The 17,053-nt window shown below is 67.8% G+C and carries 21 protein-coding genes; 8 read left to right on the top strand and 13 right to left on the bottom strand.

Translation table 11 applies throughout. The features are described from left to right. Positions 1–38: 38 nt before the first annotated feature. The 4 genes from DIE23_RS03435 (at position 39) to DIE23_RS03420 (ending at position 2,126) form a co-directional block, all read left to right on the top strand. Entirely contained in the window at positions 39–458 is a 420-nt protein-coding gene (locus tag DIE23_RS03435) for an organic hydroperoxide resistance protein (protein ID WP_124610802.1), read from the top strand. A 66-nt stretch (positions 459–524) separates the two neighbouring features. Further along, positions 525–851 carry a DUF4148 domain-containing protein gene (locus tag DIE23_RS03430; protein WP_124610801.1) on the top strand — a complete coding sequence of 109 codons (327 nt, stop codon included), beginning with the start codon at positions 525–527 and terminating at the stop codon, positions 849–851. Positions 852–924: 73 nt separating this feature from the next. Continuing rightward, complete coding sequence (locus DIE23_RS03425) at positions 925–1,254, top strand: DUF4148 domain-containing protein (RefSeq protein ID WP_124610800.1); 330 nt, start codon at positions 925–927, stop codon at positions 1,252–1,254. A gap of 140 nt (positions 1,255–1,394) precedes the next feature. Next, positions 1,395–2,126, top strand: a complete 732-nt coding sequence (locus DIE23_RS03420; protein ID WP_124610799.1) for a GNAT family N-acetyltransferase — start codon at positions 1,395–1,397, stop codon at positions 2,124–2,126. 112 nt (positions 2,127–2,238) lie between these two features. On the opposite strand, the gene DIE23_RS03415 is transcribed toward DIE23_RS03420, so the two are convergent. The 4 genes from DIE23_RS03415 to DIE23_RS03405 form a co-directional block, all read right to left on the bottom strand. Further along, on the bottom strand, positions 2,239–2,694 hold the full coding sequence (locus tag DIE23_RS03415) for a MarR family winged helix-turn-helix transcriptional regulator (RefSeq protein WP_057928940.1): 456 nt from the start codon (positions 2,692–2,694) through the stop codon (positions 2,239–2,241). A 126-nt stretch (positions 2,695–2,820) separates the two neighbouring features. Next, positions 2,821–2,949 (bottom strand): hypothetical protein, encoded by a 129-nt coding sequence (locus tag DIE23_RS39980; RefSeq protein WP_260435949.1) that lies wholly within the window; start codon positions 2,947–2,949, stop codon positions 2,821–2,823. Positions 2,950–2,960: 11 nt separating this feature from the next. Then, on the bottom strand, positions 2,961–3,332 hold the full coding sequence (locus DIE23_RS03410; RefSeq protein WP_124610798.1) for a GFA family protein: 372 nt from the start codon (positions 3,330–3,332) through the stop codon (positions 2,961–2,963). A 140-nt stretch (positions 3,333–3,472) separates the two neighbouring features. Then, complete coding sequence (locus DIE23_RS03405) at positions 3,473–4,573, bottom strand: nitronate monooxygenase family protein (protein ID WP_124610797.1); 1,101 nt, start codon at positions 4,571–4,573, stop codon at positions 3,473–3,475. Between the two features lie 205 nt (positions 4,574–4,778). Between DIE23_RS03405 and DIE23_RS03400 the strand changes: the two genes are divergently transcribed. Both DIE23_RS03400 and DIE23_RS03395 read left to right on the top strand, forming a co-directional pair. Further along, the gene (locus DIE23_RS03400; protein ID WP_124610796.1) at positions 4,779–5,930 is read left to right on the top strand and encodes a hypothetical protein; all 1,152 of its coding nucleotides are present in this window, start codon (positions 4,779–4,781) and stop codon (positions 5,928–5,930) included. Between the two features lie 442 nt (positions 5,931–6,372). Then, positions 6,373–7,830, top strand: coding sequence for an MFS transporter (locus DIE23_RS03395; RefSeq protein WP_124610795.1), 1,458 nt, complete (start codon positions 6,373–6,375; stop codon positions 7,828–7,830). Between the two features lie 75 nt (positions 7,831–7,905). Here the strand turns inward: DIE23_RS03395 and DIE23_RS03390 are convergent, their stop codons facing one another. The 5 genes from DIE23_RS03390 to DIE23_RS03370 form a co-directional block, all read right to left on the bottom strand. Beyond that, complete coding sequence (locus tag DIE23_RS03390; protein ID WP_124610794.1) at positions 7,906–8,799, bottom strand: LysR family transcriptional regulator; 894 nt, start codon at positions 8,797–8,799, stop codon at positions 7,906–7,908. Between the two features lie 120 nt (positions 8,800–8,919). After that, the gene (locus DIE23_RS03385; protein ID WP_124610793.1) at positions 8,920–9,747 is read right to left on the bottom strand and encodes an alpha/beta hydrolase; all 828 of its coding nucleotides are present in this window, start codon (positions 9,745–9,747) and stop codon (positions 8,920–8,922) included. Positions 9,748–10,003: 256 nt separating this feature from the next. Further along, the gene (locus DIE23_RS03380; RefSeq protein WP_124610792.1) at positions 10,004–10,387 is read right to left on the bottom strand and encodes a VOC family protein; all 384 of its coding nucleotides are present in this window, start codon (positions 10,385–10,387) and stop codon (positions 10,004–10,006) included. A gap of 25 nt (positions 10,388–10,412) precedes the next feature. After that, positions 10,413–11,375, bottom strand: a complete 963-nt coding sequence (locus tag DIE23_RS03375) for a hydroxymethylglutaryl-CoA lyase (RefSeq protein WP_124610791.1) — start codon at positions 11,373–11,375, stop codon at positions 10,413–10,415. A 21-nt stretch (positions 11,376–11,396) separates the two neighbouring features. Beyond that, the gene (locus tag DIE23_RS03370; protein ID WP_124610790.1) at positions 11,397–12,587 is read right to left on the bottom strand and encodes a CaiB/BaiF CoA-transferase family protein; all 1,191 of its coding nucleotides are present in this window, start codon (positions 12,585–12,587) and stop codon (positions 11,397–11,399) included. On the opposite strand from DIE23_RS03370, the gene DIE23_RS39975 reads away from it, so the two are divergent. Together DIE23_RS39975 and DIE23_RS03365 are read left to right on the top strand one after the other, a co-directional pair. After that, positions 12,586–12,966 carry a hypothetical protein gene (locus DIE23_RS39975; RefSeq protein WP_260435946.1) on the top strand — a complete coding sequence of 127 codons (381 nt, stop codon included), beginning with the start codon at positions 12,586–12,588 and terminating at the stop codon, positions 12,964–12,966. The genes DIE23_RS03370 and DIE23_RS39975 overlap by 2 nt on opposite strands. Next, the gene (locus tag DIE23_RS03365; RefSeq protein WP_260435948.1) at positions 12,869–13,804 is read left to right on the top strand and encodes a D-2-hydroxyacid dehydrogenase; all 936 of its coding nucleotides are present in this window, start codon (positions 12,869–12,871) and stop codon (positions 13,802–13,804) included. Before DIE23_RS39975 ends, DIE23_RS03365 begins: the two co-directional genes overlap by 98 nt. A 344-nt stretch (positions 13,805–14,148) precedes the next feature. Here the strand turns inward: DIE23_RS03365 and DIE23_RS03360 are convergent, their stop codons facing one another. From DIE23_RS03360 to DIE23_RS03345, 4 genes are all read right to left on the bottom strand, one after another. Next, the gene (locus DIE23_RS03360) at positions 14,149–14,361 is read right to left on the bottom strand and encodes a hypothetical protein (RefSeq protein ID WP_059467484.1); all 213 of its coding nucleotides are present in this window, start codon (positions 14,359–14,361) and stop codon (positions 14,149–14,151) included. A 241-nt stretch (positions 14,362–14,602) separates the two neighbouring features. Beyond that, positions 14,603–15,040, bottom strand: coding sequence for a hypothetical protein (locus DIE23_RS03355; RefSeq protein ID WP_124610788.1), 438 nt, complete (start codon positions 15,038–15,040; stop codon positions 14,603–14,605). A 204-nt stretch (positions 15,041–15,244) separates the two neighbouring features. Next, positions 15,245–16,168, bottom strand: coding sequence for an ABC transporter permease (locus DIE23_RS03350; protein ID WP_124610787.1), 924 nt, complete (start codon positions 16,166–16,168; stop codon positions 15,245–15,247). Next, positions 16,168–17,040: an ABC transporter permease gene (locus tag DIE23_RS03345; protein WP_124610786.1), complete on the bottom strand. Its 873-nt coding sequence runs from the start codon at positions 17,038–17,040 to the stop codon at positions 16,168–16,170. Before DIE23_RS03345 ends, DIE23_RS03350 begins: the two co-directional genes overlap by 1 nt. Between the last annotated feature and the right edge of the window lie 13 nt (positions 17,041–17,053).

The raw sequence follows: 17,053 nt of genomic DNA, 5'->3' as shown, positions 1-17,053 counted from the left end.
GCGTCTGAGAAAAACCTTCCAACCTGACGGAGTGAACCATGAGCAAGATCGAAAAAGTGCTGTACACGGGCAAGACGCACACGACTTCCGGCGGCCGCGACGGCGCGGCCCGCAGTTCCGACGGCCGCCTCGACATCCAGCTGTCGTCGCCGGGCAGCGCCGGCACCGGCACGAATCCGGAACAGCTGTTCGCGGCCGGCTGGTCTGCCTGCTTCATCGGCGCGATGCAGCTCGCGGCACGTGCGGCGAAGGTCACGCTGCCGGCCGATCTCGCGGTCGACGCCGAAGTGGACCTGGGCATGGGCGGCAACGCGTACTTCCTGCAGGCCCGCCTGAACGTGAGCGTGCCGGGCCTCGATCGCGACGTCGTGCAACACATCGTCGACACCGCGCATCAGACCTGCCCGTATTCGAAGGCGACGCGCGGAAACATCGACGTCGAGATCCGCATCGTCTGAAGCATCGCACCGGGTGGCCGCGTGCTGCCCTCCCGAATGTCCTGCCATTTTTTGTCGAGGTAAATGATGAAAACCCAACTGATCACTGCCCTTCTCGTTGCCGTGTCCGCTGCCGTTGCCGCGCCGGCCTTTGCCAATGAAGCCGTCGTGACGCGTGCCCAAGTGCATGCCGAACTCGTTCAGCTGCAGCAAGCCGGCTATGTGCCGGGCCGCGCGAACGATCCGCACTACCCGGACGACCTGCAGGCCGCGCTGACGCGTATCCACGCGAACGACACCGTCGCGACCGATACGGCGACGTCCGCTTATGGCAGCGACGCTGCAGCCGTCACGCAATCGGGCACTCGTTCCGTCACGCGTATCGCCGAGCGCTCGATCTACTTCGGCCATTGAACGAAGCCGCGATCGGCGCCGATTGCCGGCGTGTCGCGGGCAAGCCTGAACGCTTTCTTTTCCATCGAGGTGAATGATGAAGACCCAACTGATTGCAGCCCTGCTCGTCGCCGTGTCGGCTTCCGTTGCCGCACCGGCCTTCGCGACCGAAAGCACCGTGACGCGTGCGCAAGTGCGGGCGGAGCTGGCCGCGCTCCAGCAGGCCGGCTACCTGCCGAATCGCCCGAACGATCCGAACTATCCGGACAACCTGCAGACAGCACTGAAGCGGGTTCGCGACAACGACGCGACGGCGACCGACACGCAGGCAGCCGGTTATGGCGGCAACGCCAGCGGCGCGACGCAATCCGGCAGTCGCGGCGCGATTCACACGGCCGAGCACCCGATCTATTTCGGTCGTTGAAGGTCGCGACGAAATCGGCGATACCGCCCGTCAAATAAAGCGCATGCGATATAATCGTATGCGCTTTTGCTTGTCTGCAACCTGCGCAGGCGATCGCGTCTATGCTGTGCGACGGACGGCCTTCAATCAAGGAGCAGGCGATGCGGGAAGCAACGACCGGGCAGGAAAAAGGCGGATCGCATCCGCTCGACAACGCGGTATGGCATGCGCTCGCCGGCGAGCAGCATCGTTTTGCACTCGGCGACGCGCTTGTGCGCCGGTTTCCTCCCGCAATCGCGCCGTTTGCCGGCATGGCCGACCGCAGCCCGGCCGCTTTCGACGCGTTGCGCGGACTGATCGACGCACACGGACCGGTGGCACTGGTCACGCCGGACGAGATTCCGACGCCAGCCGGTTCTTCCGTGGTCCGGCGCGCGATGCTGCATCAGATGATCTGGCAGGGAACGCTCGACGACGCGCATCAGCTGGAGCATGTCTGCCTGACCGAAGCCGACGTACCGGAGATGCTCGAACTGATCGCGGCGACGGAGCCGGGCCCGTTCGGCCCGCGCACGATCGAATTCGGCGGCTATATCGGTGTACGCAGGCAGGGCCGGCTCGTGGCGATGGCCGGTCAGCGAATGAGAGCCGGCGGCCATGCGGAGATCAGCGCCGTGTGCGTGGATGCCGCGTTTCGGGGCCAGGGCCTCGCGGCCGGACTGATCCGGTCATTGATCGCGACCATCCGCGCGGGAGCCGAAACGCCGTTCCTGCACGTGCTCACGTCGAATCACGGCGCGATCGAGCGCTATCGGGCACTCGGCTTCGTGATGCGTCGCGACATGCATTTGCTGGTGCTGGAGCGCGAGGAAACCGGAACGGGCCAACCGTAAGGGGCTGTCGCGGTGGTGCGTCGCTCCTGACGGCCGGAAATGGACGGAAATTGCGGAGGGTGCGGGCGGCAATCGCGTCGCCCGCTCGACATCGAACCGGCGTTCTATTCGTTTATTCGTCGATCGAATCGATCAGGTTGCCGCGCAGCGTGACGATCGCCTTCTGCATCTTCGCGAATTCGTCGGGCTTCAGCCCGGTGGCTTCGACCAGGTTCATGTCGAGCCCCTTCTCGCGCACGCGGCGGCCGCTTTTCGTCAGGCTCACGAGCACCTGGCGCTCGTCCGACGGATCGCGGTGTCGCTCCAGATAGCCCATCGCCTCGAGCTTCTTCAGGATCGGTGTCAGCGTGTTCGACTCGAGGAACAGCTTTTCGCCGAGTTGCCCGACCGTCTGATTACCCTCTTCCCACAGCGCAATGATCGTGATGTATTGCGTGTACGTGAGGCCGAGCTCTTCGAGGATCGGCTTGTATGCCTTGCCGAACGCGAGGTTCGTCGAGTAGATCGCAAAACACAGGAACTCGGACAGTTTCGGCGTGGCGGGCGATTGTGCTTCGGTCGGTTTCATGAGCGTCCTCCATCGACACGGGTTCGTGTCGCAGATGAACGCATTATATATCGCGTGCGATCTTATCGGAAGCATGATTATCGTTTCCGATCAACAAGATGCGATACCTATGACCCCTGCCCGCGCTCAGTTTCGCCCGCCGTCGTTTCGGCCCCGCCGATCGCCGGTCCGCTGCCGGCTGATCGACAGCAGCGAACACTGCACCGGATGCGCGATTTCGGTCGCGAGGCCGCCCGCGGCGAACAGCAGGATCATCAGCCAGCGTGTCATGCGTCCTCCACGACGGAAAGGCTCGCGCCGTCGGCGATCGCGGCGTCGAGCACATACGGATCGACGCCGTCGAGGCAGCCGAGATTGACGCGCCAGCACGCGGGATCCTTGCGCGTCTGATGGAACGGATAGACGCCGCAACGGCTGCAGAAATAATGGCGGGCCGTGTGCGTGTTGAAACGGTAGAGCGTCAGTGCGCCCTCGCCTTCGACGATCTTCAGGTCGGCCGCGGCGAACATCGGACTCATCAGCGCGCCGCGCCGGCGGCAGAGGCTGCAGTTGCAGCGAACGGCCGGCGCAAGCGCGGCTCGGACTTCGAATTTCACGGCGCCGCAATGGCAGGATCCGTTGAACCATGTAGCAGACATGTCGTGCTCCTCAGAGGTCATGTCTGCTTTATAGCGGGCGCGGGCCGATGCGTTGTATCGCGATGTATCCGCGCCGCGCGCGGATACATCGCGTTGCAATTTTGTGACCGGCGATGCGCGTCGCGGCGCGTGGCCGGGAATCAGTCGAGCGCGTGCTGCAACCGTGCGATGGCCGCTCGCGTCTCGCGCTCGAGCGTCGCGAACAGTTCGGCCGCCGGCAGCGACCGGACGAGCGGCGCCGCCTGTCCGGCCCACTGCGCGCCGTAGCCGAACTCGCCTTTCGCTTTCGCGGCCGCATGCAGCGCCTTGCCCGCGTCGTATGCGATCGGATAGGCCGGTGTGGCCGGTGCGTTCGGGTCGTCGCCGAGCGCGGTCAGCCGGTTCGCGATGCCGCGCGCGATCCGGCCGGAAATCGCGGTCGTGAAGGTCGTGCGGCGCGCCGCGTCGCCGAGAATCGCGCGGCGATAACCGTCGTCGATCGATGTCTCCGGACACGCGACGAAGGCGGTGCCGAGCTGCGCGGCCTGCGCGCCGAGCGCGAGCGCCGCGGCGATGCCGTCGCCGTCCATGATGCCGCCGGCGGCGATCACCGGCAGCGTGCATTCGCGCACGAGCAGGCGCGTCAGCGCGAACGTGCCGAGCCGGTCGTCGCGGGCCGCCGGATCGAACACGCCACGGTGCCCGCCGGCCTCGATGCCCTGCGCGACGATCGCATCGATGCCGGCCGCGGCGATCTGCCGGGCTTCGTCGGGATGCGTCGCGGACGCGAACAGCGTGATGCCCGCGCGCTTCAGCACTGCGATGGCCTCATCGGACGGCAACCCGAAATGAAAGCTCACCACCGCCGGTTTTTCTTCGACCAGCATCGCGAGCATCGCATCGTCCGCGACGAAGCTCGTGTAGATCTCCGACAGCGACGCCGGCGGCGTCGCACCCTGTTCGCGGAACGCCGGCGCGAGCCAGTCGAGCCACGCGCGTTCGACGGCTGCATCGGCACGGGCCGGCTGGTGGCAGAACAGATTGATGTTGAACGGCCGGTCGGTGAGCGCGCGCGTATCGCGGATCATCTTGCGCGCGCCGTCGGCATTCGTCGCGCCGACGCCGAGCGAGCCGAGCCCGCCCGCATTCGACACGGCAGCCGCCAGCGCGGGCGTGCTGACGCCGGCCATCGGCGCCTGGATGATCGGGGTGCGGATGCCGAGCGTGCGCAACAGCGTCCGGTTGTCGGTCGAGGGAATCATGTCGTGCGTCTCCTGTGGGCGGCGTGAACGCAAACGGGAAGCGTGCGGCGAGTGGCACGTGGGTTGGCCGGCGAGCCGGCATTTCGAGAGTTCAGCGCTCAGGATAGCCGACCGGGAAAACGCATCCAAGTCTGCCGAACGGCATATGCCCCGTCGAGCCGCTTCGTGAAATACTGCGGCCACGCGTCCCTCCGGAACCCCCGTGATGACCGACATGCCCTCGTTCTGTTGCCCGATCATGCGTTTCGCGCTGACGTGCGCCTTGACGTTGCTGGTCGCCGGGCCGGCCACGGCCGTCTCGGTAACGGACTCGCCGAGCGGGTCGCCCGTACCGGCAACGCGCACGCCGCAACGTATCCTGTTCGTCGGCGACAGCCTCACGCACGGCCGTTACACGCCCGTGCGTTCGTACGGCGCGATGCGTGCCGGCGGCCAGGACATCGACGGCACCGTGCAGGTCGTCGACGAAAACGTCGGGCAGACCGGTGCTCGCTCGGAACGTGAGCCGGGGCCGTGGGGCGGGATTCCGGGGATCTTCGCGCGCTTCGCCGCCGAAGCCGGGCTCGACTACGATGTCCACCTCGAGGCGATGTCGGCGACGAGTCTCGCGAAACATGACCGCGTCGCATCGGACGTGATCGACCGGCCCACGTGGGATGTGGTCGTCCTGCAGGAACTGAGCGCGAAGCCGCTGCCGTTCGCGCTCACGCACAGCCGCGCCAGCGATCCGGCCGGTTTCCGTGCGAGCGTCGCGAAACTGGCGCGCGGCATTCGTGCGGCCGCGCCGCAAGCGCGTATCTACCTGTATGAGACCTGGCCGCGCGCCGATCTCGCGAAAGTGCTTGCCGGCGAACTGGGCAGCGCCGGCTTTCACGCACGCTATGTCGATCGTCTCGCCGAACTCGTCGCCGCCTATCGCGATGCATTCGATGGTGCGCGCCGGACCGATCCGGCGATCGCCGCCGTCGCGCCGGTCGGCCGCGCGTGGCAGCGCGCGTGGACGACCGGTGTGGCCGATCCCGATCCGTATGCGCCGTCCGGCGCGCCGCTGCTGTGGTACGGCATCCGCGCGCAGAACGACCCGCCGATCTCGCGGCCCGATTATCTGCATCCGGGCGTGCTGGGCGCTTACCTGAGCGCGCTGGTGCTGTTCCAGCAGATCGCCGGTGTCGACGTCCGTACATTGGGACCTCGGGAGCAAGCAGCCGTGCAACTCGGCATCGCACCCGACATGGCGGCAAGGTTGCAGGCAGTTGCATCGGATACGGTTCGGCAGGAACGGGCCGACTCAGACCTCGATATCGATACCGGTGTAACGGCGACAGCCGGAGGTCCCGAATCGTGCGCGTCGCGATGAGCGGCAACGCGGCGCGACCGAGGCATTGCATCGGGCAATAGCGCGTGACGAATGCGGGAGGTTGCGCCTGCCGCTCCGTAGCGCGGCGCCGGCCGGCTCGACCCTGCCGAACCGCTCCGTACGGCGTCGCGGACCGCCGAACACGCACAGCGCCTCCCATGGTTTTCCCTGCCCTTGTGTTTCCGCGGCGGCCGGCCCTTCATCCGAAGCCCGTCCCGCGGGCGTTCCGCAGCCTTTCTGCGCGGGAAAGGATGCTTGAAGCATCCGCAATTATCGCGTCGAGCAAATTCGCCCACCATGTTTCGGACGATCGGCGCCGCCCGCGCATCCGGCCCTTAGCGGGCCTGGCGGGCACATGCGTCGCGTCGCGCGACCGGGCCCGCCAGGCCGGCCGCGAACGGCCGGGCGTCGCGCCACGGCAAATCGACAATCTGGAGACACGATGAACAGCCAATCCCTCGACCTTGGCGGCACCGCGGGCGGACCCGCGTCCGCCGTACCGTCCGCGGCCCGGGCCGGCGCCGATGCGAAGGCCCTGCCCGCCCGCGGCATCACGCTCGGCGAATTCATGGACGACCTGCCGGTCGGCGCACTGCACCGATTCGTCGTCTGGGTGATCGGCATCGGGCTGTTCTTCGACATGTTCGAGATCTTCCTCGTCAGCACGATCGGCTCCGCGCTGCAGAACGAATACGGGCTGAGCCGGCAAAGCGCCGATTTCAAGCTGCTGCTGGCGTCGGCATTCATCGGGATGTTCGTCGGCGCGATGTGTCTCGGCAGCCTCGCCGACCGCATCGGCCGGCGCAAGGCGTTTGTGATGACGCTCGTCTGGTACAGCGCGTTCTCGCTGATCGGCGCATTCTCGGTGAACGCCGACATGCTGGTCGCATGCCGGTTCCTGACGGGTATCGGCGTCGGCGCGATCTACCCGGTCGCCGACAGCTTCCTGTCCGAAATTCTGCCGAAGGAAAAGCGCGGACGGCTCGCCGCGTGGGCCTATACGACTTCGTACGTCGCGGTGCCGCTGGTCGGCTTCCTCGCACTGTGGCTGAATCCGCTGCATGTCGCGGGCGTGGCCGGCTGGCGCATCATCCTCGCGATCGGCAGCCTCGGCGCCGTGTACGTGCTGCTGGTTCAGCACCGGCTGCCGGAAAGCCCGCGCTGGCTGCTCGCGCAGGGCCGCACCGCGGATGCGCATGCCGCGGCGAAGCGCTTCGCGGACAGCGCGGGCGTGCGCGTGCCCGCGCAGTTCGCGGCATCGGCCGAACCGCAGCGGCCACTGAGCCTCGGCGAGCGCATCGCGCTGCTGCGCCGCCGGCCCTACGGCGCGCGCTACCTGATGCTCGCGGTATTCCACCTGTTCCAGGGCTTCGGCTATTACGGCTTCGGCACCCTCGCGGGCACGGTCGTCAAGAGCCGCGGGTTCGACGTGACGGACAGCACGCTGTTCATTGCGCTGTCGTTCATCGGTTATCCGATCGGCTCGCTGCTGTCGATTCCGCTGTTGAACTGGATCGAGCGCCGCACGCTCGTGATCGTGTCGATCCTGTCGATCGCCGCGTTCGGGCTGTGCTTCGCGTATTCGGGCAATACGATGCTGATCGTCTGCTTCGGTTTCCTGACGACCTGTGCATCGAACGTGTTCAGCAACGCGTATCACGTGTACCAGGCGGAAATCTTCCCGGCACGCGTACGCTCGACCGCGATCGGCAGCACGTATGCGCTGTCGCGCATCGTCAGCGGCGCGCTGCCGTTCGTGCTGCTGCCGGTGCTGGCCGAACATGGCGCGGGTGCGATGTTCGGCGTGATCTCGGTCGCGCTCGGCATCGTCGCCGTTACGCTGCGCGTGCTCGGGCCGCTGACCACGCGGCGCAGCCAGGACGACATCAACCCGGTATGACGCGGCGACCGGCACGGGGCATGCAGCTGCGTGCCCCGTGCCCCGTGCATCGCGCGCGCGGCGCGCTCGGAGGGTTCAGCGTGCCGACATGAAATCGAACAGCTTCGCGATGTCGGTGGTCAGCACGGTGCCGGCTTTCACGCCGACCCACAGCGTGCGCGTCGCCCACGCGTCGTCGAGCTTCACGACCCCCAGCCGCGCCGCGCGCTCGCCGGTCACCGCATCGCGCGGCAGCACGCCGATCCCGAGCCCGGCCTCGATCATCCGGCTCACGCCGTCGAAATTCGATACCTGGATGCGCAGCTTCAGCGAGCGCTCGGCCGCGAATGCGGCGTCGGTCATCCGCGCGAGCAGCGAACTGCCGTCGCTCAGGCCGACGTAGTCTTCATCGAGCGTGTCCGCGAAGCGGATGCTGTCGTGCGCGGCGAAGCGATGCCCGCGCGGCACGAGCAGCACGAGCTCGTCGCGCCGGTACAGACGGCGTTCGATGCCGGGTGCCGGGACGTTGTCCGCGAACACGCCGAGATCGGCCTTGCCGGACGCGAGCGCGTCGACGATCTCGTGGCTCAGCCGCTCCTCGAGACTGACCTTGATGCCTGGGTTGTCGGTGAGGAACGTGGCGAGATCGGCCGGCAGGAACTGGACGATGGCCGACGTATTGGTCCACACGTGAATGTGGCCGCGCACGCCGGCGACGTAGTCGCTCATCTCGTGCGCCATCCGGTTGACCTGCTCGATCACCTTCGCCGCATGGTCGAGCAGCGCGTGGCCCGCAGGCGTCAGCTCGACGCCGCGTGCATGCCGGACGAACAGCGCGCTGCCGGTCACGCTCTCGAGTTCGGCGATCCGCTTGCTGACCGCGGACAACGTGAGCTGGCCGTGTTCGGCCGCCTTGGTCAGGCTGCCGTGCTCGGCGACGAGCGCGAATACGCGCAGCGACTGCAGATCGAAATGAAGCGGGTTCACCATGATGAAGGTCCTGGGGAAAGCCATGCGGCGCGCGCGAACGGCGCCGGACCGGCCTGATGCCGATCATACGCCCGGCCGCGCACGGCGCGACATCGCGCAGGACGACGCAAAACGGCGCGGTCAGCGCGGTGCGATCGCCTGCAATGCGGCGAGCATCGCGCTGTCGGGTGTCGCGAGATCGTCGAGCACCGTAAAGTGCTGCATGCCGGGCAGCCAGGCACGCGCGATCCGTTCGCCGGCCGCTTCGCACGCGTCCGCGTATTCGTGCGCCTGGCGCACGAGTTCGGGCAACTCGGCCGCACCGACCGCGACGACGGTCGGTGCGCCGGGCCCGACATGACGCAGCGGGCTGTAGGCGGCGATTTCCTGCGCGGTGAGTTTCAGCTTGTCGTCGAGCACGCACAGCGAGATCGGCTCGAGATCGACGAGCGGGCTGATCGCGAGCGCCGACACGACCGCCGGATGCGCGCGATGCACGGCCGTCAGATGGCCGCCGGCCGAGTGACCGCTCAGGTGAATCGGTCGCCCAGCGGTGCCGATGCCGTCGGGGTCGGCCGCGAGATGGTCGAGCAACGCGCCGATCTCGCCGACGATGTCGGCCATCGATGCAGCTGGTGCGAGCGTGTATTCGGCGAGCACGACGTCGAAGCCGCGTGCGAGCGGCCCGGCGGCCGCATACGCGAAATCCTCTTTCGCGCAGTGCTGCCAGTAGCCGCCGTGAATGAACACGAACAGCGGCGCGTCGGGCCGGCCGCACCGCAGCCAGTCGAAGCGCTGCGCCGGCCGCGCGCCGTAACGCAGGTCGCGCCGCCCGGGCGTCGCGTCGTAAAGCGCCGCGCTGCGCGCCTGGCAGGATGCGAGCACCGCGGGGAAATCGGGAATGGCCTTCGTGTTCAGGTAGGCGGCGTCGAGCGCCGCGCGGTCCATGCCGCGATAGAGGATCGTCATTCGGGAAGCGCCTGGGTCGGATTGCGGATGTGCGGGACGTTCGCGGTGCCCGCTGCGAAGGCGCCGGACGGTCTGACGCCGTTGCACCATTATCCGCAGCGCAACCCGGGCCGGCTATCCGGAATCGGCGGGTGCGGCGCGCGCCTGTCCGCTTTCGGCGGAGGACTGCGCACGCAACGGGCACGTCGTGTCGACGCGTGCGCGGACCGGCGGACCGGCGCGATGACGCGGCACGACCGGCACGGCTCAGCGCGACTCAGACCAGCTCGGAAATCTCGATCAGGTTCAGGTCCGGGTCGCGCAGGTACACCGACCGGATCTTCTGCGTCGCGCCGGTGCGCTCGACGGGCCCTTCGACGATCGGCCATTCGACGCGGCGCAGATGCGCGATCACGTCGTCGAGCGGCACCGCCGCGATGAAGCACAGGTCGAGCGCGCCGGGCACAGGCACGTGCGCTTTCGGCTCGAACTCCGCGCCGCGCACGTGCAGGTTGATCTTCTGGTTGCCGAAGCGGAACGCGAGCCGGCCCGCGCCGAAGGTTTCGAGCTGCATCTGCAGCACTTCCGTATAGAAGTGCTTCGTCCGCTCCGGATCGACGCAGGTCAGCACGAGGTGGTCGAGGTGGTCAATCAGCGCCATGTGATTCGCTCCTGTTCACGACTGTTCACGAGAAAGCCCGCTGCGCCGGCATGTCGCCGGCCTCGGCGCGCGGCGGCGGATGAAGATCCGAGCGGCGCCCGGCCTTCAGGATCTGGCTCGGCACGTCATGCCCGATCAGCGCGGGCAGCCGCGCGGCCGCGGCGAGCACGGCCGCGAGGTCGATGCCCGTATCGTAGCCGTCGAGCGCGAGCATGTGCACGAGTTCCTCGGTGCACGCGTTGCCGGTCGCACCCGGCGCGTACGGACAGCCGCCCAGCCCGCCGAGCGACGCGTCGAAGCGGTCGATGCCGGCGTCGAGCGCGGCGAGCGTGTTCGCGAGCGCCATCCCGCGCGTGTTGTGAAAGTGCAGCGTGAGCTGCAGCGCGCCGAAGCGTTCGCGCGCGCGTTCGGCCAGGTCGCGCACCTGCGACGGATACGCCATGCCGGTCGTGTCGCACAGCGTGAAGCCGTGCACGCCGAGATCCGCGAAGCGCTGCATCCACGCGAGCACGGTTTCCGCGCGTACGTCGCCTTCCATCGGGCAGCCCATCGCGGTCGACAGCGACACGTTGATCGCGACGCCCGTGCCGCGCACCGCATCGATCACGTCGCGCAGTTGCGCGAACGACTGCTCGCGGGTCATCCGCAGGTTCGCGCGGTTGTGGCTCTCGCTCATCGACATCACGAGGTTCACCTCGTCGACGCCGCACGACAGTGCACGCTCCGCGCCGCGCACGTTCGGCACGAGCACCGTATAGACGACGCCCGGCGCGCGCACGATGCCGTGCATCACGGCTTCCGCGTCGCGCAGCGCGGGGATCGCCTTTGGCGACGTGAACGACGTGACCTCGATCTTCGCGTAGCCGCACGCGCTCAACGCGTCGACCAGCGCGATCTTGTCGTCGGTGTCGACGAACGCCGCTTCATTCTGGAAACCGTCGCGTGTCGCGACTTCGTGGATGTAGAGTCGTTGGGGATGCTTGCTCATGTGGTCGTCCCGGTGGCCGGTTCAGATCACGCCGCGCGTGCGCCAGTCGTCGCGCGTCGCGGCATCGATGCCGATCGATTCGAGTACCGCGTCGGTATCGGCGCCGAGCGCGGGTGCCGGACGCTCGATGCGTCCCGGCGTCGCGCCGAGTTTCGGCACGATGCCCGGCACGAGCACGGGCGTGCCGTCGGGCAGCGCCGCGTCGACGATCATGTCGCGCGCGCGGTAATGCGGATCGGCCGCGATGTCCGCGACGTCGTAGATGCGCCCGGACGGAATGCGCGCGTCGTTCAGCGCGGCGAGCACGCCGTCGAGGTCGTGCCGCGCGCTCCATTCGCCGATCGCCGCGTCGATGCGCGCGACCTGCGCGACGCGCCCGTCGTTGTGCGCGAGCGCCGGATCGTTGCCGAGGTCGGGGCGCCCGATCAGTTCCATCAGGCGCCGGAAGATGCTGTCGCCGTTGCCGGCGATCAGCGCGTACTTGCCGTCGCGGCAGCGGTACGCGTTGGTCGGCGCGATGCCGGGCAGGCTGCTGCCGGCCGCCTCGCGCACCGCGCCGAACACCGAGTATTCGGGCAGCAGGCTTTCCATCATGTTGAAGACGGATTCGTACAGTGCGACGTCGACGACCTGCCCCTTGCCGCCCTGCTGCTCGCGATGGCGCAGCGCGAGCAGGATGCCGATCACGCCGTGCAGCGCCGACAGCGAATCGCCGAGCGACACGCCGACACGCACCGGCGTGCGGCCCGGTTCGCCGGTCAGGTGACGCAGGCCGCCCATCGCCTCGGCGATCACGCCGAAGCCGGGCCGGTCGCGATACGGGCCGGTCTGGCCGAAGCCCGAGACGCGCAGCATCACGAGCCCGGGGTTGATCGCGGACAGCGCGTCCCAGCCGAGCCCCCAGCCTTCGAGCGTGCCGGGCCGGAAGTTCTCGATCAGCACGTCGGTCTCGGCGACGAGCCGACGCACGACGTCCTGCCCTTCGGGCGTGCGCAGGTCGAGCGCGAGCGAGGTCTTGTTGCGCGACTGCGCGGCCCACCAGACCGACGTGCCGTCGTGCAGCAGCCGCCATTTGCGCAGCGGGTCGCCGACGCCGGGCGGCTCGACCTTGATCACGTCCGCGCCGAATTCGGCGAGCATCCGGCCCGCGAACGGCCCGGCGATCAGTTGGCCGAGTTCCAGCACGCGAATACCGTCCAGGGGGCGCGTCATGACTGTCTCCGATGAAATCGTGTTGTCGATGACGGCGATCATGACGGCGTTCGCATCCGGCGAAAATCGATCGATGCTCAACCAGCCTTTCCCGAACGGAAAGGCACGCATGGCCGTGAAGCCGGAAAGCGTCGCGCCGCCCTTTCCGCGCGGGAAAGCGCGCTCGCGCAATGCGCAAGCCCGATCACGCGCGCCGTTGGCAGAATCGTTGCCGTTGCGCGCCCGCCGGGCGCCCGTCAGCGAGACCCGCCATGTTTTCCAGCTCCTCTCCCGCGAAGATCGTGTTGCTCGACCGCGCGACGTTGTCGCCGCAGACCGTGCTGAAGCCGTTTCCGTTTCCGCACGCCCTCCGGACCTTCGAACGGACGGCCGCGCATGAAGTGGCCGTGCGTATCGGCGACGCAGACATCGTCGTGACCAACAAGGTCCGGCTCGACGCGGCGGCGCTCGACCGTGCGCCGCATTTGAAAATGATCGCGATCGCCGCGACGGGCACCGACATCGTCGATCTCGATGCCTGCGCGGCGCGCGGCATCGTCGTCAGCAACATTCGCGGGTATGCGGTGCGCACGGTGCCCGAGCATACGTTCGCGCTGATCTTCGCGCTGCGGCGCAGCCTCGTCGCGTATCGCGACGCGGTGCGCGCGGGACGCTGGCTCGACAGCGGACAGTTCTGCTTCTTCGATCATCCGATCCGCGACCTGGCCGGCGCGACGCTCGGGATCGTCGGCGACGGCGTGCTCGGCCGCGCGGTGGCCGGGATCGCCCGCGCGCTCGGCATGCGCGTGCTGTTCGCCGCACATGGCGATGCCCGCGACGGCGACCATGTGCCGCTCGACACGCTGCTGCGCGACAGCGACGTGATCACGCTGCACTGCCCGTTGACGCCGGCGACCCGGAACCTGATCGACGCGGCCGCGTTCGCGCGGATGGCGCGCCGCCCGCTGCTGATCAACACCGCGCGCGGCGGGCTCGTGGATGAAAGCGCGCTCGTCGACGCGCTGCAGTCGGGGCGGATTTCGGGTGCGGGCTTCGACGTGGTCACGCAGGAGCCGCTGCCGGCCGCGCATCCGTTCCACGCGCTCCTGTCGCATCCGGCATTCATCCTGACGCCGCACGTCGCGTGGGCGAGCGACGAGGCGATGCAGGCACTGGCCGACCAGCTCGTCGACAACGTCGACGCGTTCGTGCGCGGCGAACCGCGGCACGTGGTGTGACGCCTGTCGCTGCGGACGGAAGGTCCGGACCGCGCGAATTCGGGTCGTGCAATCAGGACCGTGTAAGCGGGGCGCACAGATGGGCCGCGCAAATGAAGCGGCCCCGCTCGATTGCTCGAAGCGGGGCCGACGGAATGGGGGCTGCTTACGCCAGCGACTCGGCACGTTACGGGTTCGTGCATCCGCCCTATCTTGCAGTCGGTTTCTGAATTCCTGATGGGCTCTACTTTAAGGAATTCATGCCGCGCAATTTGTAGGGCGAGTCCGAAAATGAAGACGTGGCGCCTATGACGCCGTTCACTGCCGCGCGCCGACCGGCGCGCGAGCCTCGACGCGAAGATCGATCAGTAAGCGGACATCTCGACGCAAGGATCGACCTTGGACGGCGAGCAGATGACCGAATACTTGGCGCTTTCGCGCATCAGCGCTTCGCCTTCGTGCAGCGCGATCTTGATCTCGGGGTGACGCTCGTACGCGAGGAAGGCGGAGCAGAAGACCGCGGACATCACGACCAGGGAAAACACAAATTTTTCAAGGGATTGGAAACGTTCGGGCATGGTTCGACCTTTCTTCTAGCCCGTGATTATATCTCGAATTAAGGGTTTTCCCTATATGCCGGCCCGCATACCGACGATGGCTTCGGCCGAAACCGGACCGCGTTTGCGCCCTTTTTCTTCTTTGCCGTCGTCGTCATCGCTGGCGGGGCGCTCAGTTAGCCGCGTCGGAATGAAGGAACGGCGCGGCCCGTCAGCGGGACCGTACCCGGAAGGACGTGCGACGCCGCCCTTCAACGGCGCGTCACTGCGGCGCCGATGCGCCGCTGGCCGCATTGCCGGGCCACGCCTTGCCGATCCTGTCGATCAGCGACTTGGCGGCGCCGGTCGCGATGGCGGCGTCGACGCCCGAGGTCTGCCACGAACCGTCGGCGGCCTGGACGAAGGTCAGGTTCGCGCGCGACGGCGTGTAATCGCTGTTGCGCCACGTGACCACGACGTCGCACGTGTAGGTCCGTTCGCCGACCTTCTTGCAGTCGCCGTCGGGTTTCGCGGAGATCACGTCGGCCGACACGGGCAGCGGCTGGCCGAACAGCGCGTTCAGGCCGCCGTGGTTTTCCGCTTCGAGCGCGCGGCGCACCGCGGCATCGACGTCGCTCGATCCGGGGCCATCGTGGAGCAGGTTGCAGGCGGCAAGCAGCGTGGCGGCAGCGCCGAGCGTCAGGAGCGTTTGAAGCTTCATGGAACTCCGTGAATCGGGTGAACGTCGGATGGCGACGGCGAATGCATGCAAACGCATCGCCGAGCCGTACGCCGCGTAGTCTGCAACGTCCGCGTGCCGTTCGCGGTATCCATTTGTAACCAATTGCACGGATGCCGGCGGGCAAATGGACGGCCCGCACGACGCCCACGCGCCCCGCCCCGCCGTTGTCGTTCGCGTGACCGCCTACTGCCGCTCCTGCTTCACGCGACTCACGAGCTGCGTCGGGCTCACGAACTGCAGCGCGATCACGACCCACACGAGCGTGATGGCCATGTAGATCATCGCCATCGCGTCGATCGACTGCGGCGCGCGCACGCCGGTCGAGAACACCGCGTAATACAGCGCGACGACGAGCGTCTGCGTGCTCGGGCCCGCGGTGAAGAAGGTCAGCTCGAACATCCCGATCGTGCGCACCAGCACGAGCAACCCCGCCGCGAGCATGCCGGGCACCAGCAGCGGCAGCAGCACGTAGCGGAAATAGCGCCACGTGTTCGCGCCGAAGATGCGCGCGGCGGCTTCGAGGTTCGGATCGATCTGCTCGATGAACGGCGTCATCACGAGGATCACGAACGGCAGCGCCGGCACGAGGTTCGCGAGGATCACGCCCGGCAGCGTGCTGGCGAGCCCGACCTTGTACATCACGGTCGCCATCGGGATCCCGTACGTGACGGGCGGCACCATCAGCGGCAGCAGGAACACCAGCAGCGCGAAGCGCTTGCCGCGGAACCGCACGCGCGCGAGCGCATAGGCGGCCGGCACGCCGAGCGCGACCGACAGCAGCACCACCGCGCCGACCACTTCGACCGTCACCCACAGCACGCTCGCGAGCTGGAAGTCTTCCCACGCCTTCGCATACCAGTGCAGCGTGAAGCCCTGCGGCAGCGGTGTGCCGAACCAGCGCGTCGCGACCGAGTTCACCGCGACGGTCGCGATCAGCAGCATCACGTTCAGCAGGAAGAACGCCATCAGCCCCCACACGAGCGCCTTCCACGCACGGCCGGCGAGGCTGCCGCGCAGCTTGCGCGGCTTCATCGCGTTGACGGGCTGCGCGCCGGGCGGGTTCTGCTTCGGCGGCCACGCCGGCGCGGCATGATTGTCGGTCGCCATCAGCCCTTGCCTCCCGTGACCGGACCGGTATAGAAGAAGCGGCGCGCACCGAGCATCGACGCGACCACCAGCAACTGCACGAAGCCCATCACGATCGCGATCGCCGACGCGAGCGAATAGTCGTAGCTCTCGAACGCGGCTTCGGCGGCCGCGATCGAGATCACGCGCGTCGGCCCGGCCGGCGCGCCGAGCAGCACGGCGGAAGGGAACACCGAGAACGCCTGCACGAACGACAGGCACGCGGCCATCGTGAGCCCCGGCACGAGCAGCGGCAGGTAGATCTGCCGGAACTGCTGCCACGGGTTCGCGCCGAGCGTGGCCGCGGCGCGCGCGAGCGTCGGGTCGATGCCGCTGATGTAGGACAGCATCAGCAGGAACGCGAACGGAAAGCCCGACACGATCAGCGACAGCAGCACGCCCCAGTAGTTGTGCGTGAGGCGCACTTCGTCGGTGTACAGGTGCAGCCCCTGCAGCGCTTGCAGGAACCAACCGTTCGGGCCGAAGTACGTGAGCATCCCGTCGGCGACGAGCACCGTGCCGAGCGTGACGGGAATCACGAGCAGCGTCGTGACGAATTTCTGGTACGGCGAGTTGCGGCGCAGCGCGAACGCGACGGGTACCGAGACGCCGACGTTGATCAGCGTCGCCGGCACCGCGAGCTTCAGCGTGACGAGCACGGTCGGCCACATCGCGGTATCGGTGAAGAACTGCACGTAGTTCGCGAGCGCGCTGCCGCCGTTCATCGGCTGGAACGACAGCACGAGCCCGTACGCGAACGGATAGATGAACAGCGCGACGATGAACGCGAGCGCGGGCGTCACGAGCCACGCCTTCGCGTCGCGCGGCGTGCCGCTGGTCGCGAGCGTGCTCATGCGGCCTCCCGGG

Origin of the sequence: Burkholderia sp. Bp9143 (genome assembly GCF_003853645.1) — a bacterium.
Lineage (GTDB): Bacteria > Pseudomonadota > Gammaproteobacteria > Burkholderiales > Burkholderiaceae > Burkholderia.
Note: the sequence above shows the minus strand (reverse complement) of the source record. Positions and strands in the feature narration are given on the sequence as shown.

Excerpts from the sequence above, each read along its gene's own strand:
- DIE23_RS03390 (WP_124610794.1), bottom strand. The coding sequence starts at position 8,799 with ATGGTGAACCCGCTTCATTTCGATCTGCAGTCGCTGCGCGTATTCGCG.
- DIE23_RS03430 (WP_124610801.1), top strand. The coding sequence starts at position 525 with ATGAAAACCCAACTGATCACTGCCCTTCTCGTTGCCGTGTCCGCTGCC.
- DIE23_RS03425 (WP_124610800.1), top strand. The coding sequence starts at position 925 with ATGATGAAGACCCAACTGATTGCAGCCCTGCTCGTCGCCGTGTCGGCT.
- DIE23_RS03400 (WP_124610796.1), top strand. The coding sequence starts at position 4,779 with ATGACCGACATGCCCTCGTTCTGTTGCCCGATCATGCGTTTCGCGCTG.
- DIE23_RS03385 (WP_124610793.1), bottom strand. The coding sequence starts at position 9,747 with ATGACGATCCTCTATCGCGGCATGGACCGCGCGGCGCTCGACGCCGCC.
- DIE23_RS03375 (WP_124610791.1), bottom strand. The coding sequence starts at position 11,375 with ATGAGCAAGCATCCCCAACGACTCTACATCCACGAAGTCGCGACACGC.
- DIE23_RS03395 (WP_124610795.1), top strand. The coding sequence starts at position 6,373 with ATGAACAGCCAATCCCTCGACCTTGGCGGCACCGCGGGCGGACCCGCG.
- DIE23_RS39975 (WP_260435946.1), top strand. The coding sequence starts at position 12,586 with ATGACTGTCTCCGATGAAATCGTGTTGTCGATGACGGCGATCATGACG.
- DIE23_RS03415 (WP_057928940.1), bottom strand. The coding sequence starts at position 2,694 with ATGAAACCGACCGAAGCACAATCGCCCGCCACGCCGAAACTGTCCGAG.
- DIE23_RS03410 (WP_124610798.1), bottom strand. The coding sequence starts at position 3,332 with ATGTCTGCTACATGGTTCAACGGATCCTGCCATTGCGGCGCCGTGAAA.
- DIE23_RS03435 (WP_124610802.1), top strand. The coding sequence starts at position 39 with ATGAGCAAGATCGAAAAAGTGCTGTACACGGGCAAGACGCACACGACT.
- DIE23_RS03350 (WP_124610787.1), bottom strand. The coding sequence starts at position 16,168 with ATGGCGACCGACAATCATGCCGCGCCGGCGTGGCCGCCGAAGCAGAAC.
- DIE23_RS39980 (WP_260435949.1), bottom strand. The coding sequence starts at position 2,949 with ATGATCCTGCTGTTCGCCGCGGGCGGCCTCGCGACCGAAATCGCGCAT.
- DIE23_RS03370 (WP_124610790.1), bottom strand. The coding sequence starts at position 12,587 with ATGACGCGCCCCCTGGACGGTATTCGCGTGCTGGAACTCGGCCAACTG.
- DIE23_RS03420 (WP_124610799.1), top strand. The coding sequence starts at position 1,395 with ATGCGGGAAGCAACGACCGGGCAGGAAAAAGGCGGATCGCATCCGCTC.
- DIE23_RS03355 (WP_124610788.1), bottom strand. The coding sequence starts at position 15,040 with ATGAAGCTTCAAACGCTCCTGACGCTCGGCGCTGCCGCCACGCTGCTT.
- DIE23_RS03405 (WP_124610797.1), bottom strand. The coding sequence starts at position 4,573 with ATGATTCCCTCGACCGACAACCGGACGCTGTTGCGCACGCTCGGCATC.
- DIE23_RS03380 (WP_124610792.1), bottom strand. The coding sequence starts at position 10,387 with ATGGCGCTGATTGACCACCTCGACCACCTCGTGCTGACCTGCGTCGAT.
- DIE23_RS03345 (WP_124610786.1), bottom strand. The coding sequence starts at position 17,040 with ATGAGCACGCTCGCGACCAGCGGCACGCCGCGCGACGCGAAGGCGTGG.
- DIE23_RS03360 (WP_059467484.1), bottom strand. The coding sequence starts at position 14,361 with ATGCCCGAACGTTTCCAATCCCTTGAAAAATTTGTGTTTTCCCTGGTC.